This window comes from Actinomycetota bacterium, assembly GCA_035697485.1.
Classification (GTDB): domain Bacteria; phylum Actinomycetota; class UBA4738; order UBA4738; family HRBIN12; genus JAOUEA01.
In genome coordinates, this window is record DASSCU010000005.1 from 66,488 (window position 1) to 78,733 (window position 12,246).

Annotated in this window: 13 protein-coding genes and 1 tRNA gene; 10 read left to right on the forward strand and 4 right to left on the reverse strand. The window is 68.1% G+C overall.

Features of this window, described 5'->3' with window-relative positions; all coding sequences use genetic code 11:
* The 3 genes from yidD to rpmH are packed head-to-tail and all read right to left on the reverse strand — an operon-like array spanning position 1 to position 773.
* Positions 1–315 (reverse strand): membrane protein insertion efficiency factor YidD, encoded by a 315-nt coding sequence (yidD, locus tag VFI59_00695; protein ID HET6712220.1) that lies wholly within the window; start codon positions 313–315, stop codon positions 1–3.
* The gene (locus VFI59_00700) at positions 302–616 is read right to left on the reverse strand and encodes a ribonuclease P protein component (GenBank protein ID HET6712221.1); all 315 of its coding nucleotides are present in this window, start codon (positions 614–616) and stop codon (positions 302–304) included. Before VFI59_00700 ends, yidD begins: the two co-directional genes overlap by 14 nt.
* Before the next feature lie 13 nt (positions 617–629).
* A complete protein-coding gene (gene rpmH, locus VFI59_00705; protein HET6712222.1) occupies positions 630–773 on the reverse strand; it encodes a 50S ribosomal protein L34 in 144 nt (47 codons plus the stop codon).
* A gap of 279 nt (positions 774–1,052) precedes the next feature.
* On the opposite strand from rpmH, the gene dnaA reads away from it, so the two are divergent.
* The 6 genes from dnaA to gyrA all read left to right on the forward strand — a co-directional run bounded on the left by dnaA (position 1,053) and on the right by gyrA (position 9,914).
* Positions 1,053–2,489: a chromosomal replication initiator protein DnaA gene (dnaA, locus tag VFI59_00710; GenBank protein ID HET6712223.1), complete on the forward strand. Its 1,437-nt coding sequence runs from the start codon at positions 1,053–1,055 to the stop codon at positions 2,487–2,489.
* Positions 2,490–2,722: 233 nt separating this feature from the next.
* Complete coding sequence (dnaN, locus tag VFI59_00715; protein HET6712224.1) at positions 2,723–3,835, forward strand: DNA polymerase III subunit beta; 1,113 nt, start codon at positions 2,723–2,725, stop codon at positions 3,833–3,835.
* A 26-nt stretch (positions 3,836–3,861) separates the two neighbouring features.
* On the forward strand, positions 3,862–4,980 hold the full coding sequence (locus VFI59_00720; protein ID HET6712225.1) for a DNA replication/repair protein RecF: 1,119 nt from the start codon (positions 3,862–3,864) through the stop codon (positions 4,978–4,980).
* The gene (locus VFI59_00725; GenBank protein HET6712226.1) at positions 4,980–5,321 is read left to right on the forward strand and encodes a DUF721 domain-containing protein; all 342 of its coding nucleotides are present in this window, start codon (positions 4,980–4,982) and stop codon (positions 5,319–5,321) included. Before VFI59_00720 ends, VFI59_00725 begins: the two co-directional genes overlap by 1 nt.
* 158 nt (positions 5,322–5,479) lie before the next feature.
* Positions 5,480–7,414, forward strand: coding sequence for a DNA topoisomerase (ATP-hydrolyzing) subunit B (gene gyrB / locus VFI59_00730; protein ID HET6712227.1), 1,935 nt, complete (start codon positions 5,480–5,482; stop codon positions 7,412–7,414).
* Positions 7,415–7,466: 52 nt separating this feature from the next.
* On the forward strand, positions 7,467–9,914 hold the full coding sequence (gyrA, locus tag VFI59_00735) for a DNA gyrase subunit A (GenBank protein HET6712228.1): 2,448 nt from the start codon (positions 7,467–7,469) through the stop codon (positions 9,912–9,914).
* A gap of 39 nt (positions 9,915–9,953) precedes the next feature.
* On the opposite strand, the gene VFI59_00740 is transcribed toward gyrA, so the two are convergent.
* Positions 9,954–10,739: a peptidoglycan DD-metalloendopeptidase family protein gene (locus VFI59_00740; GenBank protein HET6712229.1), complete on the reverse strand. Its 786-nt coding sequence runs from the start codon at positions 10,737–10,739 to the stop codon at positions 9,954–9,956.
* A 140-nt stretch (positions 10,740–10,879) separates the two neighbouring features.
* On the opposite strand from VFI59_00740, the gene VFI59_00745 reads away from it, so the two are divergent.
* From VFI59_00745 to VFI59_00760, 4 genes are all read left to right on the forward strand, one after another.
* Positions 10,880–11,137, forward strand: coding sequence for a hypothetical protein (locus VFI59_00745; GenBank protein ID HET6712230.1), 258 nt, complete (start codon positions 10,880–10,882; stop codon positions 11,135–11,137).
* Between the two features lie 343 nt (positions 11,138–11,480).
* Positions 11,481–11,837, forward strand: a complete 357-nt coding sequence (locus tag VFI59_00750; GenBank protein HET6712231.1) for a DUF3566 domain-containing protein — start codon at positions 11,481–11,483, stop codon at positions 11,835–11,837.
* Positions 11,838–11,911: 74 nt separating this feature from the next.
* Positions 11,912–11,986: transfer RNA gene (locus tag VFI59_00755), tRNA-Ile, on the forward strand.
* A gap of 23 nt (positions 11,987–12,009) precedes the next feature.
* Positions 12,010–12,201 carry a hypothetical protein gene (locus VFI59_00760; GenBank protein HET6712232.1) on the forward strand — a complete coding sequence of 64 codons (192 nt, stop codon included), beginning with the start codon at positions 12,010–12,012 and terminating at the stop codon, positions 12,199–12,201.
* Positions 12,202–12,246 lie beyond the last annotated feature (45 nt).

The window sequence follows — 12,246 nt, forward strand, 5'->3', positions numbered from 1 at the left end:
CTAGGCGCTGGCCTCCTCGGTCACATGTATGCTGCCGTCATACATCCGGTCTTGCCCGTGGCGCGTCGGCGGGACCGGATCGAAGCCTCCCCGGCCGTACGGATTACAGCGGCCGATGCGCCAGACGGCGAGGGCCGAGCCGCGGAGCGCCCCGTGGTGACGGATCGCGTCCTCGGCGTAGCGGCTGCAGGTCGGGTAGAACCGGCACTGACCCCCCAGCCACCCGGAGAAGAGGACACGGTACACATGGATCGCCGCGGTCAGCAGGGATCGCATGGGGGCGCCGATGTGCCAGGCGAACTCATGCGCGGACATCGCGCACGGCCTCTCTGGGCAGTAACTCGATCATCTCGCTCACCAGATCCTGCGTCGTGGCGCCCCGGATCGCCTCGCGGGCCACCAGGACGGTGTCGAAATCCCCTGTGACCTGCGGCGATACCTGTCTCCAAGCCTCCCGCAGGATCCGCTTGGCCCGATTCCGATCGACGGCCCCGCCCACGCGGCGCGTGACCACGACCGCCCACTCACCGGAGCCGGGCGCAAGGAACAGTACCACCCGCCTTCCGCGACGAGGTCGGCTACGATCGAGGACCGCTCGCACGTCGCGGGAGCGCACGCGGCGCTCGCTCTCAGGCGGACAGGCGCGTGCGGCCCTTACGGCGCCGCGACGAGATGATCGACCGGCCGGCGCGCGTTCGCATGCGCAGTCGGAAGCCATGACGGCGTGCGCGGCGGCGGTTGTTCGGTTGGTAGGTACGCTTGCCCTTGGCCATCGAGAACGTGGGTCCTTCGTGATCGGATCGGGTGGTCGTGTCGCGTGGAGGGCCGGCGCGGGCCGGCCGGGTCGGAGTATACGGCTCCGCATCGCCGCAGGACAAAGGGCTTGACACGAGAAAGAGTGTCAAGACCCGGCGGGCGGCCGGTAGGCCGCGAGGACGGTGTGCTAACGTGCGGCCCGCCTTCCCCCCGGCGACCCGAGCCCTCGCACGGCGCGGCGCCACGACGAACCTTCCCGTGTTTCCACCGGTGTGGAAAGGTGCTGTGGATTCCATATGGCGGTAGCGTCCCCTGAACACGAGGCTCGGGATGCCTGGGCCCACGTGCTGGATCGGGCGCGCGAGGAGCTCCCCGAGACCACCGTCGTCATGTGGTTCGCCGACGTGCGGCCCGTGAGTCTGGCCGAGGACTCGATCACGCTGGCCGTCCCGAGTCCGCTCGTACGTGAACGTTTGCAACACAACCATCTTCCGCTGATCGAGCGGGCCGCGCACGAGGCCGCCGGCCGCCCGTTGAAGATCGAGCTCTCGGTCGACGAGGCCCTGCGCGAACAGCCGGCCTCCCGACCCTTCGAGGGCGCGTCGATCGATCGGGGGGACCAGCCTCCCGCTTCCTACGCCACGATCGGCGCTCCCGAGGCGCCGTCGGCCGCGCCCGGCTCGACCGGCGCGCCGGGGCTGCCGTTCCCGAACTACACGTTCGACGCGTTCGTGCCTGGGCCCAGCAACCGGTTCGCCCACGCCGCGGCGATGGCCGTGGCCGAGGCGCCTCCATCGACCGCCTACAACCCCCTGTTCATCTACGGCGGGGTCGGCCTCGGCAAGACGCACCTGCTGATCGCGGTGGGCCACCACATGTACCGGCTCGCACCTGCGCTCCGCGTGAAGTACGTGACGTCGGAGCAGTTCGTGACCGAGTTCATCAAGGCGGTCCGCGAGCGTCAGGGCGGCGACGCGTTCCGCCAGCGCTACCGCGAGGTCGACGTGTTGCTCGTCGACGACATCCAGTTCCTGGCGAAACGCGAGGAGACCCAGACCGAGTTCTTCCACACGTTCAACCACCTGCACGGGGCCGGGAAACAGATCGTGATCGCGTCCGACCGCCCCCCGCACGAGCTCTCGGGGCTCGAGGAACGGCTGGTGAACCGGTTCCGGTGGGGCCTTTGCGTCGACGTGCAGCCGCCCGACCTCGAGACGCGCATCGCGATCCTGCAGCTGAAGGCCGAGCGAGAGCACATCACCGTGCCCCCCGAAGTGATCGAGTTCGTCGCTTCGAAGTTCGACCAGTCCGTGCGAGAGCTCGAGGGAGCGCTTGTGCGTGTGGTCGCCTGGAGCGAACTCACCGGTCAGCCGATCGACAATGCGCTTGCCGACCGAGCCCTCGAGGACCTGATCCCCCAGACCCAGAACGAGATCCCGCCACCCCTGATCCTCGACGAGACCGCGAAGTACTTCTCACTCTCGCCGGCCGATCTGATGTCGAAGTCGCGGTCACGCCCGCTCACCCAGGCACGACACATCGCGATGTATCTCACGCGGGAGTGCACGGGCCTGTCCCTGCTGAAGATCGGCGAGATCTTCGGCGGCCGCGACCACACGACCGTGCTGCACGGCATCCGCAAGGTCGAGGATGAGATGCGGGCTCGCGATGCGACCTTCCGGCAGGTGCAGGACCTCACCCGTATCATCCGCGGCCGGGTGCGCGCCGCATGACGGTGCCCACCGGCCAGTTCGACTGCGTGCACGCCGGCCTGTGGACAACATCGGCGAGATCTGTGGGAACCGCCGCCCAGTTGCAGGGGATCCGGGGGAGCGACACGTTTTCCCCACGCGTTTCCCACATGTCGGACGGCCCGGCTACGCTGCGGGAACGGGCTGTTCGTGCAGGTTTCCACAGTGCCTACTACCGACGTTTCCTCTTTCTTTCCAGACAGTAGATGCAGGGGGTGGACCGAGTGAAGTTCCGCTGTGACCGCGACGCGCTCTCCGAGGCTCTGCAGACCGTTCAGCGCGGAGTGTCGTCGAGGCCAGGCATCCCGGCGCTCACGGGTGTGCTGATCGATGCGACCGATGACGGCCGACTCACGTTGACGACGACCGACCTCGAGGTGTCGGCACGCCTGGCGACCCACGCGCAGGTCAGCGAGCCTGGTACCGCCCTCGTGCCCGCCCGCCTGCTCGGCGACACGGTGAAGTCGCTGTCCGACGCCCCGGTCGATGTCGAGACCGATCAGTCGCAGGCTCATATCCGCTGCGCCGCATATGAAGGCACCCTTCGGCTGCTGCCCGCCGAGGACTTCCCCGGGCTGCAGGAGCCGAGCGGCACGAAGATCACGGCCGAGGCAGGCGCGTTCGCCGATGCGGTGCACCAGGTCGCGCGGGGGGCCTCCCGCGACGAGGCGCGGCCGGTGCTCACCGGTGTGTTGATCGAGGTCAGCCGCGAGGGTGTCGTGATGGTGGCGACCGACTCGTATCGGCTCGCCGTGCGCGAGCTCGTGGCGACCGCTGACGGTGAGGGCAAGGCGATCGTGCCCGAGCGTGCCCTGAGCGAGGCGGGCCGTGGCGCGGCGGCCGACGAGAAGGCGTCGCTCGAGATCTTCGTCGACGAGTCGCAGGTGGCGTTCCGCATCGGCGAACTCACGCTCACGTCGCGGCTGATCGAGGGCGAGTTCCCGAACTACCGCCAGCTCCTGCCCGACCAGCACGAGAGCCGGCTGACGATCAGCAGGCAGCAACTCCTCGACGCCGTGAGCCGCGTGGGGCTCATGGCGCGCGACACGACCCCGGTGCGGTTGGAGTTCAACGCGCTGGGCGTCAAGTTGTCGTCCTCGAGCCCCGATCTCGGACAGGCCGTCGAGACGGTCGAGGCACGATACGAGGGCGAGGACCTCACGGTCGCGTTCAACCCTCAGTATCTGGCCGATGGGTTGCGTGCTGCCACCGGCGAGAGCGTGCGCATCGACGTGCGCGACGGGCTGAAGCCTGGGGTCGTGCGGGGAGAGAGCGACGAGTTCACCTACCTGGTGATGCCGGTGCGCCTGCCCGCCGCGGTTTCCTGACCGCCGTCGATCGGCCCCCATCCCCGATGCGCCTCACCTGGGTCGAGCTGCGAAGCTTCCGGAACCACGATCACACGCACCTCGATCCTCTGCTCGACGGCTTGACGGTCGTGGTGGCGCCCAACGGCGAGGGCAAGACGAACCTGCTCGAGGGCATGTACGTGCTGTACGCACTCGGTTCGCCGAGGTCCTCGGCGAACTCGGCACTGGTCCAGGACGGGCACGATGCAGCGTACGCACGCGGGGAGTTCGAGACCGCGGGGGGTAAGGTGCTCGTCGAGGTCGAGATCCCGTTGAAGGGAGCGAGTCGCGTCAAGGTGAATCGTTCGCCGGTGCGCCGCAAGCGCGATCTGCGCCGCCAGGTCCGCACGGTGTTGTTCGGGCCGTTCGACCTGCCGATCGTGATCGGCGACCCGTCGAAGCGACGAACCTTCCTCGATGAAGCGGTCACCGCCCTCTGGCCGTTGAAGGAGAGCGCGTTCGCCGCGTACGACCGCGCCCTGCGCCAGCGCAACCGCCTGCTGAAGGAGTGGGATCGACCAGGTGTGCCGGTGGGGATCGAGGCGTGGGACGAGGAGCTCGTGCAGGCGGGAGCGGCCCTCGCGCAGGCGCGCCACGAGGCGGTCGACCGTCTGGCCCCCCATGCCGCCGCGGAGTTCCGGCACCTGGCCGGCGACGAGCTCGTCGTGCGCTACCAGCCGAACGTGTGGGACGCCTCCGACCTCGGCGGCGCGTTCCGGGCACGGATCGCGGAGCGACGCGTCGACGAGCTCGCCCGGCGCACGTCGCTCGTGGGACCGCACCGCGACGACCTCACGCTCGAGGTGCGCGACCTGGGCGCCCGCTCGGCCGGTTCCCACGGCGAGACATGGGCGACCGCGCTCTGCCTGCGGATCGGACTCGCGTCGGCCGTGACCGAGGAGGTGGGAGAGCCACCCATGCTGCTCGTCGACGATCCGTTCAGCGCGCTCGATCCCGCTCGCCGCGATCGGCTGCTCACCCGGCTCGCGGAACGCCCCGGGCAGGTCTTCGTATCGGTCGCCGACGAGGCAGACGTGCCGGCGCACGCCGAGGCGGTGTGGGACGTGCATGGCGGCGCCGTGATCCCGCGCATCGCCCCGATCGGGCGAGGAGGGGCGGCCTGATGCCCGATGCGAAGGGGTTCGGCGGCCGTTCGCGTCCGCGCTCGGACGAGGTCGTCACGCTCGCCGACATCGTCGACGGGTTGATGCGGGAACAGGTGTTCAGCCGGGGCATGCCCGTGGCGCAGCTCGCGGCTCGGTGGCAGGAGATCGTGGGGGAACGCCTGGCCGCGGAGACCGCCCCGGCTGCGCTCGACGAGGGCATCCTGACGGTCGAGGTCTCCACCGGACCGTGGGGGGCACAGGCGACGTTCCTGCACGAGGAGATCCGCCGTAAGGCCGATGAGGCGCTTGGGGGCGATCGGGTCCGTCAGGTGCGGGTCGTGGTGCGAAATCCCAGGTAGATAGGCGTTTTTCGGCCTCCGGTACCGGTCGGAGGTCGGTCCGCTGCGGTAAGATGGTGATCGGTTCGTGCGACCTTCCCGCGCACGCCCCCCGCGCTCGCGTGGGGGTTCTGCGTGGGCTCGTCCCGAGGTCCGACCTAGTACCGAACGGAGGCCCGTTGGCAACCAGAACCAAGAAGAGCGCAGCCGCATATGACTCCAGCAACATCCAGGTCCTCGAGGGGCTCGAACCGGTCCGCAAGCGCCCCGGCATGTACATCGGCACCACCAGCGCCCGCGGTCTGCACCACCTCGTCTACGAGGTCGTCGACAACGCCGTCGACGAGGCCATGGCTGGGTTCGCCGACAAGATCGTCGTGACGATCCACGACGATGGGTCGGTGAGCGTCGTCGACAACGGCCGCGGCATCCCGGTCAAGGCGATCCCCGGTGCGAAGGACCGCCGGCCGGCGGTCGAGGTCGTGTTGACCGTGCTGCACGCCGGCGGCAAGTTCGGCGGCGGCGGGTACGCGATCTCGGGCGGCCTGCACGGCGTCGGCGTGAGCGTCGTCAACGCGCTCAGCGAGAAGCTCGACGTCGAGGTCATGCGCGACGGTTTCTCCTGGACCCAGTCGTACGAGCGGGGCAAGCGTCTCGCGGCCCTCAAGAAGGGCAAGGCCACCACGAAGACCGGAACCCGGGTTCGGTTCTGGCCCGACCCCGAGATCTTCGTCGAGACGCTGGAGTTCAAGCGCGAGACGCTCGCCGAGCGGCTGCACGAGTTGGCGTTCCTCAACAAGGGTGTCGAGATCAAGCTCGTCGACGAGCGCGAGACACCGAAGCATGAGCAGTCCTTCAAGGCCAACGGAGGGCTCGTCGACTTCGTGAAGTACCTCGCCCAGGGCAAGGAGACGGTCGGTCGGATCATCTCGATCGACACGGGCACGACCGACGACGGCGAGGTCGAGATCGCGATGCAGTGGAACACGGGCTACACGGAGTCCCTCTACTCCTTCGCGAACACCATCAACACCCACGAAGGGGGCATGCACGAGGAGGGCCTGAAGAAGGCGCTCACGAACGTGCTGAATCGGCACGCGCGCACCAAGGGGCTGCTGAAGGAGAAGGACGACAACCTGATCGGCGAAGACGTGCGCGAGGGTCTGATCGCGATCATCTCGGTCAAGCTGCACGATCCGCAGTTCGAAGGCCAGACGAAGACGAAGCTCGGCAACGCCTCGATGCGCTCGCTCGTCGAGACGACCGTGAACGCCGCGTTTGCGACCTGGCTCGAGGAGCATCCCGGCGACGCCAAGCGCATCTTCACGAAGGCGTCGGGGGCCGCGAAGGCTCGGCTCGCGGCCCGCCAGGCCCGCGACCTCACCCGCCGCAAGTCGTTCCTCGAGAGCGGTTCGCTCCCGGGCAAGCTCGCCGACTGCCAGCTCTCCGATCCCGCCTCGTGCGAGCTCTATATCGTCGAGGGCGACTCGGCCGGTGGCTCGGCCAAGAGCGCGCGCGACCGCGCGACCCAGGCGATCCTGCCGATCCGGGGCAAGATCCTCAACGTCGAGAAGGCGCGTCTGCACAAGATCCTCGAGAACAACGAGATCCAGGCGCTGATCACCGCGATCGGCACCGGCATCGGCGACGAGTTCGACATCGACAAGGCCCGCTACCACCGGGTCGTGCTGATGGCCGACGCCGACGTCGACGGCGCGCACATCCGCACGCTGCTGCTCACGTACTTCTTCCGTTACATGCCGATGTTGATCGACGCCGGTTACGTCTACCTCGCGCAACCACCCCTGTACCTGCTGAAGCAGGGCAAAGAGGAGCACTACTTCTACACCGAGCGCGAGTGGGACGAGTTCCGCCAGAACGCGAACGGCAAGAAGGTCGGGGAACCGCAGCGGTTCAAGGGCCTCGGCGAGATGGATGCCGATCAGCTCTGGGACACGACGATGGACCCCGAACACCGCACCCTGCTGCAGGTCACGCTCGACGACGCCGTCGCCGCCGATCGCCTCTTCAGCGTGCTGATGGGCGACGACGTGCCGTCGCGCAAGCAGTTCATCGAATCCAACGCGAAGTACGTCCAGAACCTCGACGTCTAGGGAGCTGATCACACACCGTGGCACGTCGGTCAACGAGGCGAAGGCGCAGCGGATGAGCCAGGAAGGTCTCTTCGCCGGCAACGTCGAGCAGGTCCAGCTCGAAGACGAGATCCAGCGTTCCTACCTCGACTACGCGATGTCGGTCATCGTCGGTCGCGCGCTGCCCGATGTGCGAGACGGGCTGAAGCCGGTCCACAAGCGCATCCTCTGGGCGATGCTCGAGGCCGGCTACCGGCCCGATCGGCCCCATCGCAAGTGCGCCGCCGTCATCGGCGACGTGCTGAAGAAGTACCACCCCCACGGCGACCAGTCGGTGTACGACGCCCTCGTGCGCATGGCGCAGGATTGGTCGCTGCGGTACCCGCTCGTCGACGGCCACGGCAACTTCGGCTCGGTCGACGGCGACCCGGCCGCGGCCTACCGGTACACCGAGGCGCGGCTCGCGCCGATGGCGATGGAGCTGCTGCGCGACATCGAGTCCGAGACCGTCGACTTCGTGCCCAACTTCGACGGGTATGAACAGCAGCCGACGGTGCTGCCGTCGCGATTCCCGAACCTGCTCGCGAACGGCGCCGGGGGCATCGCCGTCGGCATGGCCACGAACATCCCGCCGCACAACCTGGGCGAGGTGATCGACGGGGTCGTGCACTACCTCGACAACCCCGAGGCGACCCCCGACGAGCTGATGAAGTACATCAAGGCTCCCGACTTCCCGACCGGCGCCACGATCATGGGCCGCCAGGGCATCCGCGACGCCTACGAGACCGGGCGCGGCTCGCTCAAGGTCCGGGCGGTCACGCAGATCGAGGAGGGCTCCGGCGGCAAGAACAAGATCGTCGTCACCGAGCTCCCGTACCAGGTCAACAAGGCGCGGCTCGCCGAGAAGATCGCCGAGCTCGTGAAGCTGCAGAAGATCAAGGACATCGCCGACCTCAAGGACGAGTCCAACCGCGAAGGCATGCGGCTGGTCATCGAGACCAAGCGCGGCGCGAACCCTCATGTGGTGCTCAACCAGCTCTACAAGCACACGCAGCTGCAAGAGAACTTCGGCATCATCATGCTCGCGCTCGTCGACGGGGTGCCGCGCACGCTGAACCTGGCGGAGATGGTCGGCTACTACGTCGACCATCAGGTCGACGTCGTCACCCGGCGCACCAGGTTCGACCTGCGCAAGGCCGAGGAACGCGATCACATCGTGCTCGGTCTGTTGATCGCGCTCGACCACCTCGACGAGGTGATCAAGATCATCCGCGCGTCGGCCGACGCCGACGCCGCGCGTCGCAAGCTGATGTCCACCTTCACGCTCAGCGAGATCCAGGCGAATCACATCCTCGACATGCCGCTGCGCCGGCTCACGAAGCTCGCTCGCACCGAGCTCGAGAAGGAGCACACCGAGTTGCTCGAGCGGATCGGGTACCTCACCTCGCTGCTCGAGGACCCGGGCAAGTTGCGCGGGGTCATCAAGGACGAGCTGCTGGAGATCAAGAAGAAGCACGGCGACTCACGCCGCACCACGGTCAAGGCCGACGTGGGCGACCTCGACGTCGAGGACCTGATCGCCGAGGAAGACGTGATCATCTCGGTCAGCCGCGCCGGCTACGTCAAGCGTCTTCCCGTCGACGCGTTCAAGAAGCAGAATCGGGGCGGTAAGGGGGTGCGTGGGCAGAACCTCAAGGAGGAAGACGTCGTGAAGCACGTCTTCACGACGACCACGCATCACTGGATGCTCTTCTTCACCACGAAGGGCCGTGTGTACCGCGTCAAGGCCCACGAGATCCCGGAGTCTGGCCGCACCGCTCGCGGCATGTACGCCGCGAACCTGCCCGGGGTCGCCCTCGACGGCGACGAGAAGATCAGCGCCGTGATCGACCTGAAGGAGTACATGGAGGGGCGCTTCCTGCTGTTCGCTACGCGCAAGGGCATCGTGAAGAAGACGAGGCTGCCCGAGTACGACTCCCCGCGCACCGGTCTGATCGCCGTCAAGCTGCGGGGCGACGACGAGCTGATCGACGTGCGCTTCACCGACGGAGACGACGAGGTGTTCCTCGTCTCGCGCAGGGGCCAGGCGATCCGGTTCAAGGAGTCGCTCGTGCGGCCGATGGGCCGTGACGCCGGCGGCGTGATCGGCGTGCGTCTGGCCGACGACGATCGTGTGCTCGCGGTCGGGCTCGCTTCCGACGGGGAGGAGATGATCAGCGTCACCGAGCATGGCTACGGCAAGCGGTCGAGGCTCGCCGACTACCCCGCCAAGGGCCGGGGCGGCAAGGGTGTGATCGGCCACCAGCTGACCGGCAAGACGGGGCTGCTCGCCGGGGCCTACATCGGGTCCAAGGACATCGACATGTTCGTGATCTCGTCGAGCGGTCAGGTCGTGCGCGTCGGCGCGGGCGACATCCGACGGGTCGGCCGGTCGAGCCAGGGGGTGCGCACGATGCGGGTCGAGGACGACGCCACCGTCGTGGCGCTCGCCCCCGTGATCACCCAGATGGACGAGGAGTAGGGCGGGGCCGAGGCCCCGCCCTACGCCGACCTCCTGGTCTCAGCAGACCGCCGCGAGGTACAGGAAGGGGTCCACGGCCGCGCCGTCGCCCGGATGCCACTCGAAGTGGTTGTGGGGTGCCGTCGCGTTCCCGGTGATCCCCACGTACCCGATCACATCGCCCGTCTGTACGGACCCGAGCTTGCCGTAGGCGGACAGGTGGGCGTTGTAGACATAGCCGCCCGCACCGTAGACCTTCACGGAGTTGCCTCCGAGATCGCTGGAGCCGGCGACGGCCTCTCCGTCGAACGGAGCGATGATCGGTGTGCCGGTGGGAGCCATGATGTCGTTGCCCTGATGGATGTGGCGCGGCGTGCCCGGCATGTCGCGGATGTCACCGAAGCTGTCGGAGACCACCGGCGAGCCGTCGACCGGACACCGCTGCAACGGAAGAGATTCGATCCAGTCGGCGAGCTCGGTGCGCTTGGCCCTCAGGTCGCGAACCCGCGCGCGGGTCGTGCGGAACAACTCCCGTTCCTGGGCCCGCAGGTCCTGGATCCGCTCGACCTGGAGCCGACGATACTGCCGGTAGCGACCACGGTCGCCGACCTCGCCCGCGCCCGGGGCGTTCCGAAGACGCGCCTGGGTGAACCGGATGCGCTTGTGCAGCGCGACCCTGCGGAGGCGCCGGGTCTCCTGGAGCTCCTCGATCCGCCTCTGGAGATCGTGCTTCTGGCGCAGGGCGACCTGCACCGACGATTCCGCGTTGGCTGCGACCACCAGCCCGGCGAGCACCAGGCTTCCCGAGACCGCGACCGCCATCAGTCGTGCCGTACGCTTGTGCATCAGCTCGTGCTCCCTCTCCCCTCGATGTCCTACTGCGGTATCGGCAGGGCGGACTGGGGCCCTTGAGCGATGCGGGTGAGAACTACGTAGTCATCTCGGCCTGATGTCGATGAGGGCTACGTAGTGGATGATGCGGGTCGATGGATGCGGGCGTGGTGACGATCGCGGTGACGGTGGCGTCCTTCCTGGCGGGCCTGCTCGGCGTGCGTTCGAGACGCTCGGTCGGTACGTGGTCCGTGGTGCTCGCTCTGTCGGGCGCCGGCATCGCGACCGGGTGTCTGCTCGTGCAGGACGCGGTCGAGACCGCCTCGTGGGTCATCGCCCCGATCGCCGGCGCGATCTTGGCCTTCGTACACGCACGCGTCTTGTTCGCGCCAGGGGGCCCGTTCCGTACATGAGGCTCCGGGTACTTGGCCTGGCCAGGGCGTACCCTTAGGACTTCGTCCCGAGGAGATGGTGCACACGGCCGAGCAACCGGAGACCGCCGAACCGCGTCCGCAGTCGCGCGGCCCCGACACGGGTGGGCCGGCGCCGACGCCACAACCGCGCGCTGTCGCGGCCGCGGTCGATGCCCCTGCGCCGGCATCGTCGCCGACACCGTCGCCCGCGCCGACCACCCCCACGCCGCCACCCGGCGCCGATGGGTTCGCCGCGGCCCCACAGCCGCGGCGCGCCACCCGAGCGTCCCGACCCACCCGGGCGCCGCGCGCGCGATCCGCGCCACGCCGCACGAGGGTGGTGGTGCGCAAGGTGGGCCCGCTCTCCGTGCTGAAGTTCTCGCTGCTCTTCTACCTGTGCCTGATGCTGATCGTGCTGTTCGCGATGGTGATCGTCTACGGGGTGCTGGCGGCGGCCGGGGCGATCGACTCGCTCGAGACTGTGCTCGGGTACGTGTTCGGGACTGGCACGACATCCACCGGCGGCGCGGAGCCGATCGAGATCAACGGTGGATCGCTCTTCATGTGGGGGCTCTTCGGTGGCCTGGCCTTCGTCGCGGTGTGGTCGGTGATCAACGTGTTCATCGCGATGCTGTACAACCTGATCAGCGACATCATCGGCGGGGTCGAGGTCACCCTGGCCGAACGGCCACACCACTGAGGGCCGAGCGTTCGTTTGACACCGGTTTCGGGCCGTGGCTACGCTGCCACGAGGGCAGAGGCCCCGATGAGTTGGGGCCTGTAGCTCAGCCCGGTTAGAGCGCTTCCCTGATAAGGAAGAGGTCGATGGTTCAAGTCCATCCAGGCCCACCCCCGGAAGGAGGGCTCCTCCCATGACAGACGAAGCCACCGTGACGGTCGAGACCGTCGAGGAGAAGAAGAAGGGCGGATTCTTGAAGAAGCTCATGAAGATCGCCGTGATCGGCGCGATCATCGCGGCGGTCGTGGCGTTCGTGAAGCGCCGCCGTGGCGACGACCTCGACGACGTCGAGTGGCAGGAGCTGCCGCCGCCCGCCGGCGGCTGATCAGTTCTCCGTCGGCCTCGCCGGCGTTGGTTCACACGGAAGGCC

Excerpts from the sequence above, each read along its gene's own strand:
- VFI59_00760 (HET6712232.1), top strand. The coding sequence starts at position 12,010 with ATGACAGACGAAGCCACCGTGACGGTCGAGACCGTCGAGGAGAAGAAG.
- gyrA (HET6712228.1), top strand. The coding sequence starts at position 7,467 with ATGAGCCAGGAAGGTCTCTTCGCCGGCAACGTCGAGCAGGTCCAGCTC.
- VFI59_00745 (HET6712230.1), top strand. The coding sequence starts at position 10,880 with ATGGATGCGGGCGTGGTGACGATCGCGGTGACGGTGGCGTCCTTCCTG.
- VFI59_00720 (HET6712225.1), top strand. The coding sequence starts at position 3,862 with ATGCGCCTCACCTGGGTCGAGCTGCGAAGCTTCCGGAACCACGATCAC.
- VFI59_00740 (HET6712229.1), bottom strand. The coding sequence starts at position 10,739 with ATGCACAAGCGTACGGCACGACTGATGGCGGTCGCGGTCTCGGGAAGC.
- rpmH (HET6712222.1), bottom strand. The coding sequence starts at position 773 with ATGGCCAAGGGCAAGCGTACCTACCAACCGAACAACCGCCGCCGCGCA.
- dnaA (HET6712223.1), top strand. The coding sequence starts at position 1,053 with ATGGCGGTAGCGTCCCCTGAACACGAGGCTCGGGATGCCTGGGCCCAC.
- VFI59_00725 (HET6712226.1), top strand. The coding sequence starts at position 4,980 with ATGCCCGATGCGAAGGGGTTCGGCGGCCGTTCGCGTCCGCGCTCGGAC.
- yidD (HET6712220.1), bottom strand. The coding sequence starts at position 315 with ATGTCCGCGCATGAGTTCGCCTGGCACATCGGCGCCCCCATGCGATCC.